This is a genomic window from Micromonospora sp. NPDC000089 (assembly GCF_042899365.1).
GTDB lineage: Bacteria > Actinomycetota > Actinomycetes > Mycobacteriales > Micromonosporaceae > Micromonospora.
In genome coordinates this window covers 15,325-34,293 of the sequence record NZ_JBIAZT010000009.1, presented here as the reverse complement: position 1 = coordinate 34,293, position 18,969 = coordinate 15,325, and the positions used below count along the sequence as shown (strand labels likewise).

Here is an 18,969-nt window from a genome sequence, read left to right as displayed (position 1 = left end):
TCCATCCTGCCCGGGGCCGCCGTCCGACGGGCGGCGGCCCCGGGCGGCGGTCACTCGGTGCGCAGCCCGTCCGGTCGGGTGAGCCGCCACAGCACCGGCAGGCTCGCCGCGGTGACCAGCAGCACGACCACCGCGCCGAGCGCCACCGACAGCCCGAGCACCGACCACGCCACCGCGATCGGCGTCTGCGTCATCCGCAGCAGGGCGGCGCCGAGCCCGAGGCCGAACACCACGGCCAGGGCCAGCCCGACCAGCACCGGCAACGCGGTCTGCCAGAGCACCGACCAGCCGAGAGTGGCCCGCCGGGTGCCCACGGCCACCAGCATGGCCAGCAGCCGTCGGCGTTCCCGCAGCTGCTCCAGCGTGCCGACCAGCATGCTCACCGCGATCAGCAGCAGGGTGACCGTCGCCCCGACGTAGAGGCCACGACGGATGCTGGTGAACTTGCGGTCCTCGCGGGTGGCGGTGAGGACGCTGACGTACGCGGTCGGGCTGAGCGCGGCGACGGTGTTACGGACGTGCTCGATCGCGTCCGGCCCGGCGGGATCGAGCCGGACGAACGCGTCGGTGCGCATCGGCACGGAGGACAGTCCGGTGGCCGCGCGCGGGGTGAGCAGCAGGCCGCCCTCGGTCCAGCCGGCCGGGCTGGGTCGGGCGGGTGCCTCCCGGGTGCCCGCCGGCACCCGCCACCGGGTGGCGTCGACGATCAGCCCGGTGCCCGGTGGAACCGCGGCGGGCGGCCCCTCCGGCTCGGGGACCCGGAAGGCGTCGCCGTCGGCGCAGCTCTCCAGGCGGGCGAACTGGGCCAGTGCCGCGCAGTCGCCCACCCGGATCTGCACGGCCGGGGTGGCGGACGGGCCGTCGACGGTGCCGACCGTGAGCAACGTGCCGTCCACGCCGGCGACCCCGGGGGTGGCGGCGAGCCGGCGTACGCCGTCCGGCACCGGGTCCAGCTGGACCTGCACCTGGGCCCGGGCCGGGTCCTGGCCGGTGTCGGTGACGTAGTCCCGGGACACGCCCGCGAAGAGCATCTGCAGGCCGATGGTGCCGGCCACCGCGACCGCGATGCCGGCGACCAGCCGGGCGGAGGTGGCGGTGTCCAGCTGCATCCGCCGGACCGCGAGCTGCCAGGCCACGGTCCCGCCGCGCAGCCGGGCCACCAGCCGCTCGGTCAACCAGGGCAGCAGCGTGACCGTGCCGACCAGCAGCAACACCGCGCCGGCCGGGGCCTGCCAGCGACTCACCTCGACGGCGGAGCGCAGCCCGCTGACCCGCAGCAGCAGCACCAGCCCGGCGGCGGGCAGCAGCAACCGCCACCACAGCCGCCGGCGCACCGGGGCTCCCCGGCGGGTCACCCCGAGCGGTTCGATCAGCACCGACCGCAGCGCCACCAGGGCGACCAGCGTGGCCAGCACCGGCACGGTGGCCACCACCACGGCCACCAGCGGCAGCGGCGGGCGCACGTCCGAGGCGTACACGCTGAGGTCCCAGAGGGTGACCAGCGGCACCACCTGCCGGCCGGCGGCGAAGAGCAGGCCGCCGACGGCGACCCCGAGCAGCGCCCCGGCGGCGGCCTCGCCGGCGGCGATCCGGCGGACCATCGCGGAGTCCGCGCCGACCAGGCGCAGCGCGGCCAACCGCCGGTCGCGGCGCTCGCCGCCGAAGCGCACCGCGGCGGCCAGGAAGACCGCGATCGGCAGCAGCAGCACCACGAAGATGATCGACACCAGCAGCATCAGCACCGGCCCGAAGCCCTCGCCCGGTATGCCGCCGCCGAAGGTGTCCAGTCGGGTGGCACGGTCATCGGTCAGCGTGTCGCTGCCCCGGTAGTAGGCCAGCTCGTCGGGCCCCGCGAGCCCGGCGTGGGCGATGGTGCCGGTGACCCGGGCGCCGCCCAGCCGGGGCGCCAGCAGCGCGCCGGCGGGGGAGTTGAGCAGGTCCCGCAGGGCGGGGGAGACCGCCACCTCGCCGGGGCCGGGCAGCGTCGTGAGCCCGGGCGGGACCGGTGCGGCGGGGCCCTCCGGTCGGAGCAGTCGGCCGCGGATCGGGCTGCCCCGGAACTCGGTGTCCGCGTTGAGCACCAACAGGGTGTCGGCGGCCGCCGCGATCGGTGTGCCGACCCGCAGGTCGTCCCGGGCGTCGCCGCGGGCCTGCCGGGCCTGCAGCGCGCCCGGCACCGCCGCGGCCAGCAGCAGCAGGGCCACGCCGATGCCCACGCCGAGCGCGGTGAGCGCCGCCCGGGTCCAACCGTCCCGCCCGCCGGTGACCACCATCCGGGCCCCCATCACCAGGTCGGCCACCGCCCCACGCACCCGCGCGCTCATGAGACCGGCTCCAGGTCGCGGGTGCGGCCGTCGCGTACCACGACCTCCCGATCGGAGTACGCGGCGACCCGCGACTCGTGGGTCACCAGCACCACGGCGGCGCCGGTCTCCCGGGCGGCCGCGGTGAGCAGCCGCATCACCCGTTCGCCGTGCAGCGAGTCCAGCGCGCCGGTCGGCTCGTCGGCGAAGACCACCCGGGGGCGGGTGACCAGGGCGCGGGCCACCGCGACCCGCTGCCCCTGGCCGCCGGAGACCTCACCGGGTCGCTTGCCGGCGACCTCGGCGACCTCCAGCCGGGCCAGCCAGTCCCGGGCCCGCGCCTCGGCGTCCCGCCGGCCGACCCGGGCCAGCCGCAGCGGCAGCGCGACGTTCTCCAGGCAGGTCAGCTCGGGCACCAGCTGACCGAACTGGAACACGAACCCGAACGCCTCGCGGCGCAGCGCGCTGCGCTCGGCGTCGGAGAGAACGTTGAGGTCCCGCCCGTCGTACCGGACGTGGCCGGCGTCCGGCCGGACGATGCCGGCGAGGCAGTGCAGCAGGGTGGACTTGCCGGAGCCCGAGGAGCCCATCACCGCGACGATCTCGCCCGGATCGACCCGCAGCGACGCGTCGGCCAGCGCGACGGTCTCGCCGAACCGGCGGCGCAGACCCTCGGCGACCAGCAGCGCGGTCATCGGCGCACCGCCGTGGCCAGCTCGTCCAGGCGGGCGGCGGTCAGCTCCAGCCAGCGCAGGTCGGCCTCCAGGTGGAACAGGGCGTGGTCGCAGATCAGCTGCTCGGCCAGGTCGCCGTCGCGCTTGCGGCGGGTCAGCTCGCGCATCATCCGCAGGTGCTCCGCGCGCTGCACGTCGAGCAGGTCGGCGGCGTCGCGGCCGGTGAGCAGGGCGAGCACCACCTTGGTGTAGAGGGTGCTGTGCAGGTAGGGCTCGGGCCGCTCCGGCGTGGCCAGCCAGCGGGCCACGTCGGTGACGCCGGCCTCGGTGACCGCGTACCGCTTGCGTTCCGGGCCCTCGCCGGGCTCGACCGCCTCGACGGTGACCAGGCCGCCGCGCAGCAGCCGGGAGAGGGTGGCGTAGACCTGGCCGTAGGCGAGGGGGCGGGCGTGGCCGAAGCGCTCGTCGTAGAGCCGTTTGATGTCGTAGCCGTGCCGGGGGCTCTGCTCCAGCAGGCCGAGGAAGGTCTGACCGATGGACATGCGGGGGACTATACACATCGCGTATACACACGATGGGTACCGGGTGTGACACCCTTCGGCCGATTGACCGCAAGATTGAAACATGTCAGTGTGTCAATCCCGGCGTGACCGCCGCGGCTCCCACCCCCGGAGCGCGCGAACCCGTCCCCCCGACGGCGGCAGGCGGTCACGCCGGCGTACGACCCGTCGACCCCACGAGGAGCCCCCGCATGACGCGCAGACCCCGGACCACGGGCATCGCGCTCGCCGCCATCACCGCGGCGACGCTGACCCTGGCCGCGCAACCGGCCTCGGCCACCACGACCACCCGACCGCTCGCCGCACCGGCGGCCGTCACCGCGCTCGCCGCCCCGGACGTCTCGGTGACCAACGTCCAGGCCCACCTGACCCAGCTCAACACCATCGCCACCAACAACGGCGGCAACCGGCGGGCCGGCTCGGCCGGCTACACCGCCTCGGTCGCCTACGTGAAGGGCAAGCTGCAGGCCGCCGGCTACACGGTCACCGAGCAGACCTGCACCAGCTGCACGTACCCGGGCAGCAACCTGATCGCCGAATGGCCGCAGGGCCCGGCCGACCAGGTCGTCATGTTCGGCGCCCACCTGGACAGCGTCTCCGCCGGCCCGGGCATCAACGACAACGGATCCGGCTCGGCCACCCTGCTGGAGAACGCGCTGGTGTTGGCCGCGCAGAACCCGACCATGAGCAAGCGGGTCCGGTTCGCCTGGTGGAACGGCGAGGAGCAGGGCCTGCAGGGCTCGAAGTTCTACGTCGGTCAGCTCAGCGCCACGCAGAAGAGCTACATCAAGGGCTACTACAACTTCGACATGGTCTCCTCGCTCAACGGCGGCTACTTCATCAACCGGGTCACCTCGACCACGGCCGCGCCGCTGAAGGCGTACTGGGACTCGCTGAACCTGCAGCCGGAGGAGAACGTCGAGGGGCAGGGCCGTTCCGACGACTCCTCCTTCCAGAACGCCGGCATCCCCACCTCGGGGTACGCCACCGGGGCCAGCGCCACCAAGACCTCGGCGCAGGCGGCGAAGTGGGGCGGCACCGCGGGCGCGTCGTACGACGGCTGCTACCACCGTTCCTGCGACACCACCGCCAACATCAACGCCACCGCGCTCAACCGCAGCGCCGACGGCGTCGCGTACGCCATCTGGCAGCTCGCGGTCGGCGGCACCGGCGGCGGTGGCGGCGGCTGCACCGCCGGCCAGCTGGTGGGCAACGGTGGCTTCGAGTCCGGCACCAGCCCGTGGACGACCTCCTCGGGCGTGATCACCAACTCGACCAGCCAGGCCGCCCGCACCGGGTCCTACAAGGCCTGGCTGGACGGCTACGGCAGCACGCACACCGACACGCTGTCCCAGTCGGTCACCGTGCCGGCCGGCTGCGCCAGTTACACGCTCGGCTTCTACCTGCACATCGACACGGCCGAGACGGGCAGCACCGCATACGACAAGCTGACGGTGAAGCTCGGTGGCACCACGCTGGCGACGTACTCGAACGTCAACGCCGCCACCGGCTACCAGTCGCGCTCGTTCGACGTGGCCGGCTTCGCCGGGCAGACCGTCACCCTGACGTTCACTGGCACCGAGGACGCCTCGCTGCAGACCAGCTTCGTCATCGACGACGTGACCCTGCAGGCGAGCTGAACCGTGACCGGGGGTGGGGTGGTGACGCCCCGCCCCCGGTCAGCGCCGCTGGCTGCCGGTGACCCCCGGTACCACCGGGTGGATCTCCAGGCCGGAGCAGCCCCGGGCCCGGGTGGTGAGCCGGACCGACCAGGTCTCGTCCGGCGGGGTGACCAGCAGTCCCTGGTACGTCGGGCAGGTGGTGGCGCTGCCGCGCGGCACGTTGCTGCCCTCCAGCAGCGCCGAGCCGGTCGCCCCCGGCGCGAGGGTGACCAGCGGCGGCTGCGCCGACGGGTCAGCCAGCCCACCGGCGGAGCCGGCGGCCGTCCGCCGGGCCTGGGTGACCTGCCGACCGGTCGCGTCCAGGCCGGCCACGCCGGGGTAACCCCGCAGCTGGCAGGCGGTGTCGCCGGCGTTGCGAAGGACCAGGACGGTGGCCCAGGTGCCGGCCGCCACCCCACCCTGGCCGAAGGTCACCCGGAGGTGGTCGGCGGTGCACCGCGCGGTGCCGCCGCCCGACGGGGCGGTCGTCGGGTCGCCCGGCGCCGTGCCGAGGCCGGACGACCCGGAGGGTGTGGAGGCCGTCGGCGCGACGGTCGAGCCCGGGGCCGCCCCGCCGGCCGAGGGCCCGGCCGCGGTGCCGCCCGCGGTCGGCTCGCCCGCCGCGTCGCAGCCGGCCGCGGCGGCCAGCACGACGGCGACCAGCCCGACCGCCGCCCGTCGCCGGTACGCCCCACCGGTCACCGGTCGCCCGCCGGTGAGCCCGCGCCCGCCGTGTCCGGTCCGCACCATCGCTGTTCCCCGTCCGTCGGTCATCCGCGCGCCCACCCGGTAGCGGCGTCGGCCGACACCCCGCGGATCACGCCGATAAATGTCGTACCCGGATTCCACCATGGATCCATGGCTGCCCCCGCACCCGCCCACCCCACCCGCCCCGACGCCCCGCCGCGGTCCGTGCCGCTGCGCGAGGCGCGCACCCGGTTCAGTCAGCTGGTCGCCCTGGCCGAGCTGACCGACACCGTCACCCTGGTCACCCGCGACGGCGACCCCCGGCCCGTCGCCGCGGTGGTGCCCGCCCCGGCCGCCCGCACCGCCGCCCAGGCCCGCACCGACGGCGAGCGGCTCGCCGCGGTGACCGCCGGCTGGGCCCGCCGCCTCGACCAGGCCCGCCGGCAGGGCGCCGACCGGCACGCGGCCGAGCTGCGCGCGGTCACCGCGGCGCTGGCCGAGCTGTGGGGCGAGCTCGACCGCCGGGTCCCGCCGGGCAGCGACCCCGGGCTGGCCCGGCTGCGCGCCGCACACGCCGACCTGCTGGCCGGCTGACCGGTCCCGATCCGCCGCGCCGAGTCAGTCGACGAAGTGCGGGTTGCCGGCGGTCAGCCGGACGGTGAACCCTTCCGCGGTCCGCTGCATCGCCACGTGGTTGCAGGACTGGTGGGTGATCCACAGGCCCAGCCCGCCGGCGGAGGCGCCCCGGGCCGGCAGCAGGCCGGCGAACGGGTCGTCCGGCCCGGTCCCCTGGTCGGTGACGGTGACGACCACCCGGTCGGCGGCCGTCCAGAGCCGGAACAGCACCGGTGGCAGCCCGTGCCGCCTACCGTTGGTCACCGTCTCGCTGACCGCGACGGCCAGGTCGTCGGCGTCGTCGCGGGACAGCCGGTCGCGACTCGCCGCGTGCGCGGCCTGCCGGGCCAGCGCGGGCGTCGGGTCGACCAGCTCGACCAGCGGCGCGGCCCGCTGCACCGGGTCGAGCACCATCGGGCGATTCTGTCGCAGGTACTCGGCGGGCTCCAGGTACTCCCGGTTGCGCAGGTGCCGCCCGTCCACGGTGGCCGTACGGGGGTGGGTGCGGGCCACGTCGGCCAGCACCGCCGCCGGGGTGACCCGGGTGTCGTACGGGCAGAGCCCCCACAGTGGGAACTCGTCGAAGGTGTGGTTGACCGCCGACTCGTACCGCCCCCACCAGTCCCAGGTCGGGCCGAACGCGGTCGCCGGCAGCTCGCCGATGATCCGGACCTGCGGCGCGCCGGCGCGCGCGTGCCCGGTCAGCAGGTCACGGTGCGAGCGGATGGCCGCCGTCGGCCGCGCGTAGACCTCCCCACCGGACAGGAACGTGACGCCGGCGTCGGTGGGCAGCGCCGCCCGCACCAGCGCCTCGGTGCGGCCGCCGAGCGACACCACCGTCGGCTCGCCGGCCGCGACCCCGTCCAGCAGGAAGGGCAGCGCGACGGCGAGCAGCTCCTCGTCGTCTCCGTAGAGGACCGCCTCGTGGAAGTGGCCGCGGTGCCCGGCGGCCGCGCCGGTCCTCATCGGCCGGCCTCGACCCGGACGCGGGACAGGCCGAGCATCCGGACCAGGCGCGCGGCGGGTGCCAGCCCGGTACGCAGCACCACGGTGGTGCCCCGGCGCTCGGCGTGCCGTTGCAGGTGCACCAGGCTGCGGTGGTCCACGAAGCGCAGGTCGTGGGCACCGATCACCAGCTCGGCCGCTGGGCCGTAGTCGGCGTGATCGGCGTCCACCGAACTCGCGACGTCGACGTGGCGCAGGGCGTTGGCGAAGAGATCCTGGTTGGACGTGTCGAGCTCCCCGGCGAGGACGAGATCCGCGTCGGCGTCGTCGGCGGCGTGCAGGTGGAACATGGTGGCGCCCGGGTCGGCCGCCCGGTGCAGGCTGGCCAGCTCCTCGATCGTCCGGTCGTCCAGCCGGCGGCGGTCGTACCCGCAGGCGGCGGTCATCGGCGCCGTCCGCATGAACCGGTCGACCAGGTGCTCGTAGCGGGCGAACGCCCGCAGCCGGGCGGGGCTGCCCACCAGGGTGGTGCCGTCGGCCACGACCCGCAGCCCGGTGAAGCCGTCATCGAGCGCCGACCGGGTGAGCGCCTGGTACACCGCCACCGCCTCCTCCGGGCCGACGGTCAGCCCGGCGTAGGCGTCGCCCACCGCGACGACCTGGGCCGCGCCGCCGTCCAGCGCGTCGCGCCACCGGGGGTCTTCGCGCCACCGACTCAGCACCTCCGGGGCGGGGGTGTCGCCGACGTACCGCACCCGCTCCCCGGCGGCGAGCCCGGCGAGCAGCCACTCGCGGGCCCGGGCCTCGAACCTCGCCGGGTCCCGATAGGTCCAGCAGACGTGACCGGGGCCCCGCGACGGCCGCTGCGCGCTGGTCACGCGGGACACCTCATGCCGGCAGTGTAGGCCCACCCGGGACGGACCTCGCGTCGTGCGGTCCGCGTCGGCGGGGCGGCGGGCGGGCGGCGGACCGCGTACCGTCACGGCGTGCCGACGACTCGACGCCGCCTGCTGGCCCGGGCCGGCGCCGCCCTGGTCTGGGCGGCGACGGCCGCCCTCGGCGGGGGCGCGCTGGTCGAGGCGGGAGTGCTGCCGGGGCGTTCGGTGCTCGACCGCACGCTGGGCCGCTGCGACGCGCCCGAGCCGCCGGCACGGCTGCGCGGCACCCCGCAGGCGCCGGTCACCGGCCGGTTCCGGTCCGCGGCGCGCCGCCGCGAGGTCGGCTGGTCGCTGTCCTACCCACCGGGGTACGCCCCGGGCGCCCGGTTGCCGGTCTGCCTGGCGCTGCACGGGTACGCCAGCGACGCCGCCGCCGCGCTCGGCAACGGCGACTATCCGGCGTTCCTCGCCGGGGCGGTCCGCGACGGCATCCCCCCGTTCGTGCTGGCCGCGGTGGACGGTGGCGACGGCTACTGGCACCCGCACGCCGACGACGACCCGCTGGGCATGCTGACCGCCGACTTCCTGCCGCTGCTCGGCTCGATGGGGCTGCGCACCGACCGGGTGGCGGTGGCCGGCTGGTCGATGGGCGGCTACGGCGCGCTGCTGTGCGGGCTGACCCACCCGGGCCGCTTCCGCCTGGTGGTCGCCACCTCCCCGGCGATCTTCCACTCCTACGACGACGCCCGCGAGGTCAACCCCGGCGCGTACGACTCGGCGGCGGAGTGGGCCCGGTACGACGTCTCGGCCCGAGCCGACGAGCTGGCGAAGCTGCCGCTGCGGATCGCGATCGGCGCGGCCGACCCGTTCGCGCCGGCGCTCCGCTCGCTGCGCGACCGGCTGCCCGACCCGGCGGTGGTGGCGGTGTCGACCGGCTGCCACGACGGCCGGTTCTGGGAGTCGGTGGCCCCGGTGCAGGTGCGCGCGATCAGCGCCGCGTTGGCCGACTGACCTCCTCGGGCGAGGCGGGGGCCCGCGGTGGCGGCGCGGACGCCACGTTCGCCGCACCAGCGCCTGGCGTGGCGCCGTCGGGCGCAGCGGCTCCCTCCGGCGCGGTGCCGGCCGCCGCCGCACCGGCCTGCCCGGCACCGCTCGCCGCCGACTCGCCGGTCGGGTCGGCGGTCGATGGGCGGCTCAGGTCGCGCCACGGGCCGCCGAGCAGCGGGGTGAGCACCACCAGCAGGTAGCAGGCGCCGATGGTGACCAGCGTGCGGGTGGTGCCGACCCGGTCGACCGCCAGCCCGGCGCCGAACGCGCCGAGCGGCACGCCCGCCCAGCAGCCGGCGCCGATCACCCCGTACACCCGGGCCCGCAGGTTTGCCGGCACCCGCTCCAGCTCGACCGCGCCGATCAGCGGGTTGAGCGCCCCGGCGGCCAGGCCGGCCACCGCCATGACCGCCACCATCACCGGCAGCGGCGGCGCGGCGGCCAGCGCCCAGAACGGGGGCGCGCCGGCCACGGCGAACGCGGTGACGAAGGTGGCGCGGCGGGGCAGCCGGTGCCCGATCGCGCTGAACACCAGCGAGCCGCCCATCGCGCCGCCGCCCATCGCGCCGACCAGCAGACCGAACGCGGTGGCCCCGCCGAGCTCCCGGTCGGCGACGACCGGCATCAGCACGCTGCTCTTGGTGGCGTCGAACAGGTTGGTGACCAACAGCAGCAGCACCATCACCCGCAGCAGCGGCTCGCGGACGAGGAACCGCAGGCCGGCGGCGAGGTCGCGCCAGTAGCCGGCGGACTCCTCGCCCTCGGCCTCGGCGGCGCGTAGGCCGCGCGGCACCAGCAGCACGACGGCCAGCGCGGAGACCGCGAAGGTCGCCGCGTCGACCGCCAGCACGGTCAGCGCCCCCAGGGCGGCGACCAGCAGGCCGGCCACCGGCGCGCCGATCAGCCGGGCGCCCCGTTCGGTGGCCTCCATCCAGCCGATCGCCCGCTCGATCGGCACCGCCGCGGCCGTGGCGGCCTCCGGCAGCAGCGCGTGCCGGGCGGCCTGCCCCGGGGTGTCCAGCAGGCCGCCGGCGAAGACCAGGGCGAGCAGCGCCCAGAACGGCAGCCCGACGGTGGCGGTCAGCAGCGGTACGGCGCCGACCGTCACGCCGGAGGCGACGTCGGCCAGCACGCTGGCCCGCCGGAAGCCGATCCGGTCGACGAGCACCCCGCCGAACGCCCCACCGAGCACCACCGGAACGGTGGCGACGGCGCCGGTCAGCCCGGTGGCGGTCGCCGAGCCGGTCTCGGCGAGCACGTACAGCGGCAGCGCGATCAGGGTGAGCACGTTGCCGGTCAGCGAGACGGCGTGCGCGACCAGCAGCCCGGCCAGCGGCGCCCGGCGGCGCGGCGCGGCGCTCATCGCGGGTCCCGGAAGGCGAAGTACATCAGCGTGACGGTCTCGGCGCCCGCCCGGTCCGGGTCGCTGCGGGCCCGCCATCGGGCGGACAGCGCCTCCAGGTCGGCGCGCATCTCCACCAGCTCGTCGCTGGTCAGGTGCAGCCACGAGTCGCTGCTGCCGGTGCCGCGCACCCACTCCGGGCCGAGGGTGCCCTCCAGCTCGAAGTAGGTCTGCAGGCGTTCCACGTACCGCTCCAGGATGGCCCGGCGCAGCAGATCCGACGCGACCCTGCGTTCCGGGTCGTCGAGCGCCTGCACCGGCCCCCACGAGGTGCGCTCGTGCGCGGCCCGCCACCAGCGCTCCCGCCGGTTGCGGGCCAGCTCGGGCGCCTCCACGACGAAGCCGTGCTCGGCCAGCTTGCCCAGGTGGAAGCTGACCGACCCGACCGCCTCCTCGAGCCGGTCGCTGAGCGTGCCGACCGTCTGCGGCCCGCGCGCCCGCAGCTCACCGAGCAGGCGTAACCGGGTCGGGTGAGCCAGCGCCCGCATGGCCCGTGGATCGGTGAGGCGGATGGTGCTCGGCTCTTCCTCCGTCATGTCGTCAGGCTAGAAGAACAACGACCGAAGTACAAGGACTCTTGTAAGTCAAGGTACGGGCGGGTTCCGGCGGGGGAGGGGGACGGTTCAGGCGGAGCGGCGGCCCTTGAGCCGGCGGCCCAGCTCGCGGGCGATCTCCCGGTTGGCGTCGCGCTCGGCGAGAGCCTGGCGCTTGTCGTACTCCTTCTTGCCCCGGGCCAGGCCGAGCTCCACCTTGGCCCAGCCGTTGTCGAAGTACATCGACAACGGCACCAGCGTGATGCCGCCGTCGCGCAGCTTCTCCAGGATCCGGGCGATCTCCACCCGGTGGAGCAGCAGCTTCCGGGTGCGCCGGGGCTGGTGGTTGGTCCAGCTGCCGAAGCCGTACTCGGCGATGTGCAGGCCGTACAGCATGATCTCGCCGTCCCGCTCCTGGGCGAACGCGTCGACCAGCGAGACCCGACCGGCGCGCAGCGACTTGACCTCGGTGCCGGCCAGCACGATCCCCGCCTCGTACGTCTTGAGGATCGTGTAGTCGTGCCGGGCCTTCTTGTTGGCGGCGACCAGCTTGCGCCCCGTGTCCCTGGACACGACGACCTCCCCCGACACCCCGCACGTCCTGCTGCCGGCACCACCCTATCCGGCCGCCGGTCGGTGTCGGGTGGGTCACAGCGGGGCCGTCGGCGGGGGTGGCAGACTCCTGCCATGCCGCAGCCGCCCGCCGTACCGCCCGAGACGGCCGACTGGACCTTCGTCATCGAGGACGGGTGCGCGGAGTGCGGGTTCTCCCCGCAGGACGTGGCGACCACCGGTGACCGCCTGCGCGCCACCGTGCCGTTCTGGCGCGACGCGCTGGCCCGGCCCGATGCCGCCACCCGCCCCGCGCCGAGCGTGTGGTCCCCGGTGGAGTATGCCTGCCACGTCCGGGACACCTGCCGGATCTTCCGCGGCCGGCTGGAGCTGATGCTCGGCCAGCACGACCCGGTGTTCCCGAACTGGGACCAGGACGCGACCGCCGTCGAGGCGGACTACTTCCACCAGCGGCCCGACGAGGTGGCCGGCGAGCTGGCCGCCGAGGCCGCGGCCACGGCGGCGGCCTTCGACGCGGTGCGGGTGGAGCAGTGGGAGCGGCCCGGTCGGCGGAGCAACGGCTCGGTCTTCACCGTCCGCACCTTCGCGGTCTACTTCCTGCACGACGTCGCGCACCACGTGCACGACATCCGCCCCTGAGCCGTCAGTCCGTCCAGGTCGCCCGGACGGCCGCGGTGGCCGCGCGGATCGCCGCGACGCAGGCGGCGACGGCCGGGTGGTCGCCGGTGCCCCCGCGGTACGCCAACCGGGTGCGCCGCCGGATCGGCAGCGCCACCAGCCGGACGCCGGCCGGTGGCCGGCCGATCGCCAGCCGGGGGACCAGCGCCACCCCCTGCCCGGCGCCGACCAGGGCGAGCATGGCGGTGAAGTCGTCGGCGTGGTGCCGGACGGTCGGTCGGTACCCGGCCCGCCGGCAGGCCTGCGCCACCACCGAGTGGCAGAGCGTGCCGGGGCTGCCGACGATCCAGGCCGCGTCCCGCACCCCGCGTACCGGGTCGGTGTCGTCGACCGGGCCGGTGTCGACCGGCACGGCCAGGAACACCGGCTCGTCGAGCAGCGGCTCGGAGTCCAGGGCCGGGTCCGGCAGGGTCGGCGCGATGTCGTAGTCGTGTGGCAACGCCACGTCGAGCCGGCGGTCGCGCAGCGCGTCGGGCATGTCGACCGGGTCCAGCTCGGTGACCATCAGGTCCAACCCCGGGTGGTCCCGGGTCAGCGCGACCAGCGCCGCCGGCAGCAGGGTGGGCACGGCGGTGGGGTACGCCCCGATCCGTACCGTGCCGGCCAACCCGGCCCGGGCGGCGGCCAGGGTGGCCTCGGCCGCCTCCAGCGCGGCGAGCACCACCTCCGTCTGCCGCACCAGCGCCTCGGCCGTCGGGGTGAGGCCGACCCGGCGGCCGGTGCGCTCCAGCAGGCGTACGCCGGCCTGCCGTTGCAGCGCGGTGAGCTGCTGGGAGACGGCGGACGCGGTGTAGGCGTGCGCCTCGGCGACCGCCGCGATGGTGCCCAGCCGGGCCAGGTCCCGCAGCAGACGCAGGCGACGGACGTCGAGCATAAGCTCAGCTTACGGTTCCCGTCAGCAACGTGAACTGGACCTGTCGCATCCGCCCGGGCCAGGGTGGAGGCATGACGCTGACCGGGCTCTTCGTACCGCTGATCACGCCCTTCGACGAGCGCGGCGCGGTGGCCACCGACGCCCTCGCGGCGCTCGCCCACCGCACCCTGGACGACGGGGCCACCGGCCTCGTCGCGCTCGGCACCACCGGCGAGCCGTCCACGCTCACCGCCGACGAGCGCCGCCGGGTGGCCGAGGTGGTCGCCACGGTGTGCCGGGAGCGGGCGGCGCCGCTGCTGGTCGGCGCGGACACCGCCGACGCGCTGCACGCCCTCGCCGGCCGGCCGGAGGTGACCGCGGCGCTCTGCCTGGTGCCGCCGTTCGTCCGGCCCGGCGAGGAGGGGGTGCTCGCCCACCTGACCCGGCTGGCCCAGCTCAGCCTCGTGCCCCTGGTGGCGTACCACGTGCCGTACCGGACCGGGCAGCCGCTCGCGGCCGGCGCGCTGCGCCGGCTGGCCGCGATCCCCGGCGTGATCGGGGTGAAGTACGCGACCGGAGCGGTCGACCCGGAGCTGGTCGCCCTGCTCGCCGACCCGCCGGCCGGCTTCGCGGTGCTCGGCGGCGACGACGTGGTCGTCTCGCCGGTGCTCGCGCTCGGCGGGCACGGCGCGATCGTGGCCTCGGCGCACCTGGCCACCGGGCCGTTCGCCCGGCTGGTCAGCCACTGGCGGGACGGCGACGCCGCCCGGGGCCGGCCGCTCGGGCACCGGCTGTCGGCGCTGTCCGCGGCGCTGTTCGCGGAGCCCAACCCCACCGTGGTCAAGGCGGTCCTGCACGCCCGCGGCCGGATCCCCACCCCGGCGGTACGGCTGCCGCTGCTCGCCGCCGACCCGGCGTCCACCCGGGCCGCGCTGGACGCGCTGACGGCCGTCGACGGGGCCACCGCCGAACCGTCCGGTCGGTAGGGTTCCCACCCGTGACCGACTTCCTCGCCGACACTCGCGCCGCGTACGACACCATGGCCGCCGAGTACGTGCGCCGGTTCGGTGGCGAGCTCACCAGCCGGGCCTGGGACCGGGCGATCCTCGCCGGCTTCGCCGAGACGGTGCTGACCGCCGGCGGCGGCCCGGTGCTCGATGTCGGCTGTGGCCCCGGCCGGATCGCCGGCCACCTGCGGGACCTCGGCCTGGACGTGGCCGGCCTGGACCTCTCCCCGGGCATGCTCACGCAGGCCCGCGCCGCGTACCCGGACCTGCGGTTCACCGAGGGCTCCATGCTCGACCTGGACGTCCCCGACGGCACGCTCGCCGGGCTGGTCGCCTGGTACTCGGTGATCCACGTCCCCGACGAGCTGCTGCCCCGGGTGTTCGCCGGCTTCCGCCGGGTGCTCGCCCCCGGCGGGCACCTGCTGCTGGCCTTCCAGGTCGGGGACGAGCCGGTGCACCGCACCGACGCCTGGGGCGAGCCGGTCTCGCTGGTCTTCCACCGCCGCCGCCCCGAGCGGGTCGCCGAGCTGCTGACCGCCGCCGGACTGGAGCCGCGCACGGTCACCTGGCGGGCGCCGGAGGAGCTGGCCGGCCGGCTCGAACCCACCCCGCAGGCGTACCTGACGGCCCGCCGGCCGGCCGACGACCGGGTGTGACGCCCCGGCCACGGGGCCTCGTATCCTGTCCCGCGGAATCGTCACGTACGCATGAGGAGGTCGGTGTGAGCGGTCGGACCGAGACATTGGAGTTCCAGGCGGAGACCCGTCAGCTGCTGCGGCTGATGGTGCACTCCATCTACTCGCACAAGGACGTCTTCCTCCGCGAGCTGATCTCCAACGCCTCCGACGCGCTGGACAAGCTGCGGCTGGAGTCGCTGGTCGACAAGGAGCTGGACGCCGACACCACGGACCTGCACATCGAGCTGGACGTCGACCCCGAGGCGCGCACGCTCACCGTGCGGGACAACGGCATCGGCATGTCCCGCGAGGACGTGGTCTCGCTGATCGGCACCATCGCCCGCTCCGGCACCGCCGAGCTGCTGCGCCGGCTCAAGGAGTCGAAGGAGGCGGCCAGCCAGGACCTGATCGGCCAGTTCGGCGTGGGCTTCTACTCGACGTTCATGGTGGCCGACCGGGTCACCCTGCTGACCCGCCGCGCCGGCCAGGCCGAGGGCACCCGCTGGGAGTCCACCGGCGAGGGCACCTACGTGATCGAGACCGTCGACGACGCCCCGCAGGGCACCGCGGTCACCGTGCACCTGAAGCCCGCCGACGACGAGGACAACCTCTTCGACTACACCGACCGGGCGAAGATCCGCGAGATCGTCAAGCGGTACTCCGACTTCATCGCCTGGCCGATCCGGACCACCGTCCCGGGCGCGGACGGCGCCGAGCCGACGGTCGAGACGCTCAACTCGATGAAGGCGCTCTGGGCCCGGCCCCGCGACGAGGTGGCGCAGGAGGAGTACCGCGACTTCTACCGGCACGTCGCGCACGACTGGACCGACCCGCTGGAGACCATCCACATGCGGGGCGAGGGCGTCTTCGAGTACGAGGCGCTGCTGTTCATCCCGTCGCACGCCCCCTTCGACCTCTACCAGGCCGACGGCCGACGCGGCGTGCAGCTCTACGTCAAGCGCGTCTTCGTGATGGACGACTGCGCCGCCCTGATGCCGAACTACCTGCGCTTCGTCAAGGGCGTGGTGGACGCGCACGACCTGTCGCTGAACATCTCCCGGGAGATCCTCCAGCAGGACCGGCAGATCCAGGTGGTCCGCCGCCGGCTGGTCCGCAAGGTGCTGACCACGGTCAAGGAGCTGCGCGCCACCGACGCCGAGCGGTACCGCACCTTCTGGTCGGAGTTCGGCCGGGTGCTCAAGGAGGGCCTGCTGGAGGACCCGGACAACACCGCGGCCATCCTCGACGTCGTCGCCGTGGCGTCCACTCAGGACGCGGACGAGCTGACCAGCCTCGCCGACTACGTGACCCGGATGAAGGACGGGCAGACCGAGATCTACTACGCCACCGGCGAGACCCGGGCCACCCTGGAGAACTCCCCGCACCTGGAGGCGTTCCGGGCCAAGGGGTACGAGGTGCTGCTGCTCACCGACCCGGTCGACGAGGTCTGGGTGGAGCGGGTCGGTGAGTTCGACGGCCGTCCGCTGCGGTCGATCGCCAAGGGCCAGGTCGACCTGGACACCGAGCAGGAGCGCACCGAGGCCGAGGCGGAGCGGGAGCAGCGCACCCAGGAGTACGCCGGTCTGCTCGCCTTCCTCCGCGAGGCGCTCGCCGACACCGTCCGGGAGGTCCGGCTGTCGTCCCGGCTGACCACCTCGCCGGCCTGCATCGTGGGTGACGCGCACGACCTCACCCCGACGCTGGAGAAGATGTACCGCGCGATGGGCCAGGAGCTCCCGCCGGTCAAGCGGATCCTCGAGCTGAACCCGACGCACCCGCTGGTAACCGGGCTGCGCGACGCGCAGCAGCGCGGCGACGACGCCCCGGCGATGACCGAGACCGCCGAGCTGCTGTACGGCATGGCGCTGCTCGCCGAGGGCGGCGACCTGCCCGACCCCGCTCGGTTCGCCCGGGTGCTCGCCGACCGTCTCGCCCGGACACTCTGACCGCGCGCCGCGGGGCCCCGGCCGGATGACGGGGTCCCGCGGCCGTGCGGGGCGGTGCGACCGGCGTACGACCGGCAGAATGCGGTCATGCGGGGGAGTGCGGCACGGCGGGCGATCGTCGGTGCGCTGTTGGCGTCGGGGCTGTTGCTGTCCGGATGTGCGGTCCATGAGGCGGCGCCGGGCGACGCGGAGCGGTTGGCCCGGCAGCAGGCACGCGACCGGCTGGACGAGCTGACCGCCGCTATCGACCGGGACCGTCCGTGGCAGGCCGACGAGTTCGGCCGGCTCGTCGCGGGGCGGGACCAGGTCGAGCTGGTGGCGCTCGACGGCACCACCCGGGGTGCGGGCGACGGCGTGTCCCTGGTGGTGCGCACGCACGGCGAGGCGACCACGAAAACCTGGGACGGCGCCGACGACGGCCACGCCGAGGTCGCGCTCTGTCATCGGCTCCGCTACCGGAGCGACGCCGTCGATCCGGTGACCGAGGTGGAGTGTCCGGCCGGCGCCCCGGTCACCCCGCGCCCCGCGGCCACCCTGCCGGCCGGCGTCGACGAGCGGCTGCGCCGCGAGCTGCCGACCGGTTCCGCCGCCACCGAGGCGTCGGTGGGCGCCCTGCTCGACCGGATGCGATTGGACCCCCGGGTACGCCGGGACGTGGCCACGCTCGACGGCCACATCGGCCTCGCCCTGCGCGCCGACCGGCGCGGCTCCTGCCTGCTGGCCAGAGTGGTGGGTGACCGGGTCGAGGTGTGGCGGCCGAGCGCCGTGCAGCTCCAACCGGGAGAGTTGAGCTGCTCGGCGGAGACGGCCGCGAGCGGTCAGGGGCAGCGTTCTCCGCATTGAGGCGGGCATTCTCCGCTCCTGTGGACGGTCCGCAACTCGGGGCGTCCGGTCGTCGCCTGACCGGGTGAAGAACTTCACAAGAGGTGGGCAAAGTGCAGAAACGGCTCCTAACGTCGATCCGGTCCGCCATCGCGGACACCACGGTCGGTAACGCCTAATCCATGCCGCCGGCCGCTGGACCTTGTCCCATGGGCATGGAGCGGGGGACCCAACGTTCCTCGGTGCACGTCACCTCGGGGTGAAGCCGCCAGTGGCGGCCGGGCTCCTCGGCCCGAACCCGACAGCTCACCTCGTCGGCGTGGAGGGATCACAGATGGCAACTCGATACATCGCCCGTCACCGACGGGTCAGCTCGCGCCGCGTCGCCGTCGGTACGCTCGCCGTCGGCGCGGCCACCGGGGTCGCCGCGGTGCTCGCGCCGGCCGCTCCGGCGAGCGCCGCCAGCGTCAACTGGGACGCGATCGCCCAGTGCGAGTCCGGCGGAAACTGGCACATCAACACCGGCAACGGCTTCTACGGCGGCCTGCAGTTCACCTCGGGCACCTGGGCCGGCTACGGCGGCAAGAAGTACGCCGCCCGCGCCGACCTGGCCAGCCGGGGCGAGCAGATCGCGATCGCCGAGAAGGTGCTCGACGGTCAGGGCATCGGCGCCTGGCCGGTGTGTGGCAAGAAGGGTGGCTCGACCAAGAGCTACTCGTCCGGCTCGGAGAAGTCCGCGCAGAAGTCCGAGCGTTCGGAGAAGTCGGAGCGCTCGCAGAAGTCGGAGCGGGCGCAGCGGTCGGAGCGGACGCACAGGTCCGAGCGGTCCGCGCGCACGGAGAAGGCCGAGCGCGTTTCCACGAAGTCGAGCCGAAGCGAGCGGCCCGCCGCCCCGGCGGCCAGCGGCGACTACCTGGTCCGCACCGGCGACACCCTGTCGGAGATCGCCGACGCGAAGAACGTCGCGGGCGGCTGGCAGGCGCTGTACGAGCGCAACAAGCGCATCGTCGGCGCCGACCCGGGCCTGATCTTCCCGGGTCAGCGGCTCAGCGTCTGACGCACCACACCCTCTCCCCGAGGGCCGCACCACCCTCTCCCCGAGGGCGCA

The 18,969-nt window shown here is 75.1% G+C and carries 19 protein-coding genes and 1 riboswitch; of the genes, 9 read left to right on the top strand and 10 right to left on the bottom strand.

Annotated features, from left to right (window positions below; translation table 11 throughout):
- Positions 1-50 precede the first annotated feature (50 nt).
- From ACFY3U_RS17810 to ACFY3U_RS17800, 3 genes are read right to left on the bottom strand one after another with little or no spacing between them, the layout of a single operon-like run.
- Complete coding sequence (locus ACFY3U_RS17810) at positions 51-2,324, bottom strand: FtsX-like permease family protein (RefSeq protein WP_387202395.1); 2,274 nt, start codon at positions 2,322-2,324, stop codon at positions 51-53.
- On the bottom strand, positions 2,321-2,998 hold the full coding sequence (locus ACFY3U_RS17805; protein ID WP_387202392.1) for an ABC transporter ATP-binding protein: 678 nt from the start codon (positions 2,996-2,998) through the stop codon (positions 2,321-2,323). The genes ACFY3U_RS17810 and ACFY3U_RS17805 overlap by 4 nt, the downstream gene beginning before the upstream one ends.
- Complete coding sequence (locus tag ACFY3U_RS17800; RefSeq protein WP_387202389.1) at positions 2,995-3,519, bottom strand: PadR family transcriptional regulator; 525 nt, start codon at positions 3,517-3,519, stop codon at positions 2,995-2,997. The genes ACFY3U_RS17805 and ACFY3U_RS17800 overlap by 4 nt, the downstream gene beginning before the upstream one ends.
- 209 nt (positions 3,520-3,728) lie before the next feature.
- Between ACFY3U_RS17800 and ACFY3U_RS17795 the strand changes: the two genes are divergently transcribed.
- A complete protein-coding gene (locus ACFY3U_RS17795) occupies positions 3,729-5,177 on the top strand; it encodes a M28 family peptidase (protein ID WP_387202386.1) in 1,449 nt (482 codons plus the stop codon).
- Positions 5,178-5,216: 39 nt separating this feature from the next.
- On the opposite strand, the gene ACFY3U_RS17790 is transcribed toward ACFY3U_RS17795, so the two are convergent.
- Entirely contained in the window at positions 5,217-5,948 is a 732-nt protein-coding gene (locus ACFY3U_RS17790) for a DUF4232 domain-containing protein (protein ID WP_387202383.1), read from the bottom strand.
- A 108-nt stretch (positions 5,949-6,056) separates the two neighbouring features.
- On the opposite strand from ACFY3U_RS17790, the gene ACFY3U_RS17785 reads away from it, so the two are divergent.
- Complete coding sequence (locus tag ACFY3U_RS17785) at positions 6,057-6,479, top strand: type II toxin-antitoxin system Phd/YefM family antitoxin (RefSeq protein WP_387202380.1); 423 nt, start codon at positions 6,057-6,059, stop codon at positions 6,477-6,479.
- Positions 6,480-6,503: 24 nt separating this feature from the next.
- On the opposite strand, the gene ACFY3U_RS17780 is transcribed toward ACFY3U_RS17785, so the two are convergent.
- Together ACFY3U_RS17780 and ACFY3U_RS17775 are read right to left on the bottom strand one after the other, a co-directional pair.
- On the bottom strand, positions 6,504-7,466 hold the full coding sequence (locus tag ACFY3U_RS17780; protein ID WP_387202377.1) for an anti-sigma factor RsbA family regulatory protein: 963 nt from the start codon (positions 7,464-7,466) through the stop codon (positions 6,504-6,506).
- Positions 7,463-8,323 (bottom strand): MEDS domain-containing protein, encoded by an 861-nt coding sequence (locus tag ACFY3U_RS17775; protein ID WP_387202374.1) that lies wholly within the window; start codon positions 8,321-8,323, stop codon positions 7,463-7,465. Before ACFY3U_RS17775 ends, ACFY3U_RS17780 begins: the two co-directional genes overlap by 4 nt.
- Positions 8,324-8,431: 108 nt before the next feature.
- Here ACFY3U_RS17775 and ACFY3U_RS17770 point away from each other — a divergent pair, with 108 nt between their 5' ends.
- Entirely contained in the window at positions 8,432-9,334 is a 903-nt protein-coding gene (locus ACFY3U_RS17770; protein WP_387202371.1) for an alpha/beta hydrolase, read from the top strand.
- On the opposite strand, the gene ACFY3U_RS17765 is transcribed toward ACFY3U_RS17770, so the two are convergent.
- The 3 genes from ACFY3U_RS17765 to smpB form a co-directional block, all read right to left on the bottom strand.
- Entirely contained in the window at positions 9,312-10,733 is a 1,422-nt protein-coding gene (locus ACFY3U_RS17765; protein ID WP_387202368.1) for an MFS transporter, read from the bottom strand. The two genes, ACFY3U_RS17770 and ACFY3U_RS17765, sit on opposite strands and share 23 nt — an antisense overlap.
- On the bottom strand, positions 10,730-11,308 hold the full coding sequence (locus tag ACFY3U_RS17760) for a helix-turn-helix domain-containing protein (RefSeq protein ID WP_387202364.1): 579 nt from the start codon (positions 11,306-11,308) through the stop codon (positions 10,730-10,732). Before ACFY3U_RS17760 ends, ACFY3U_RS17765 begins: the two co-directional genes overlap by 4 nt.
- Before the next feature lie 87 nt (positions 11,309-11,395).
- Complete coding sequence (gene smpB / locus ACFY3U_RS17755) at positions 11,396-11,878, bottom strand: SsrA-binding protein SmpB (protein WP_387202361.1); 483 nt, start codon at positions 11,876-11,878, stop codon at positions 11,396-11,398.
- A 114-nt stretch (positions 11,879-11,992) separates the two neighbouring features.
- On the opposite strand from smpB, the gene ACFY3U_RS17750 reads away from it, so the two are divergent.
- Entirely contained in the window at positions 11,993-12,517 is a 525-nt protein-coding gene (locus ACFY3U_RS17750; protein ID WP_387202358.1) for a DinB family protein, read from the top strand.
- 4 nt (positions 12,518-12,521) lie between these two features.
- On the opposite strand, the gene ACFY3U_RS17745 is transcribed toward ACFY3U_RS17750, so the two are convergent.
- The gene (locus tag ACFY3U_RS17745; RefSeq protein WP_387202355.1) at positions 12,522-13,430 is read right to left on the bottom strand and encodes a LysR family transcriptional regulator; all 909 of its coding nucleotides are present in this window, start codon (positions 13,428-13,430) and stop codon (positions 12,522-12,524) included.
- A 71-nt stretch (positions 13,431-13,501) separates the two neighbouring features.
- On the opposite strand from ACFY3U_RS17745, the gene ACFY3U_RS17740 reads away from it, so the two are divergent.
- The 5 genes from ACFY3U_RS17740 (at position 13,502) to ACFY3U_RS17720 (ending at position 18,918) form a co-directional block, all read left to right on the top strand.
- A complete protein-coding gene (locus ACFY3U_RS17740; RefSeq protein WP_387202352.1) occupies positions 13,502-14,395 on the top strand; it encodes a dihydrodipicolinate synthase family protein in 894 nt (297 codons plus the stop codon).
- Between the two features lie 11 nt (positions 14,396-14,406).
- Positions 14,407-15,072 carry a class I SAM-dependent DNA methyltransferase gene (locus ACFY3U_RS17735; protein ID WP_387202349.1) on the top strand — a complete coding sequence of 222 codons (666 nt, stop codon included), beginning with the start codon at positions 14,407-14,409 and terminating at the stop codon, positions 15,070-15,072.
- A 65-nt stretch (positions 15,073-15,137) separates the two neighbouring features.
- Positions 15,138-17,039 carry a molecular chaperone HtpG gene (gene htpG, locus ACFY3U_RS17730; RefSeq protein WP_387202346.1) on the top strand — a complete coding sequence of 634 codons (1,902 nt, stop codon included), beginning with the start codon at positions 15,138-15,140 and terminating at the stop codon, positions 17,037-17,039.
- A gap of 87 nt (positions 17,040-17,126) precedes the next feature.
- Positions 17,127-17,882, top strand: coding sequence for a hypothetical protein (locus tag ACFY3U_RS17725; RefSeq protein ID WP_387202343.1), 756 nt, complete (start codon positions 17,127-17,129; stop codon positions 17,880-17,882).
- A gap of 141 nt (positions 17,883-18,023) precedes the next feature.
- A riboswitch (cyclic di-AMP (ydaO/yuaA leader) is annotated at positions 18,024-18,196 on the top strand.
- Entirely contained in the window at positions 18,196-18,918 is a 723-nt protein-coding gene (locus ACFY3U_RS17720) for a transglycosylase family protein (RefSeq protein WP_387202340.1), read from the top strand. It overlaps the preceding riboswitch by 1 nt.
- The last annotated feature ends 51 nt before the right edge of the window (positions 18,919-18,969 follow it).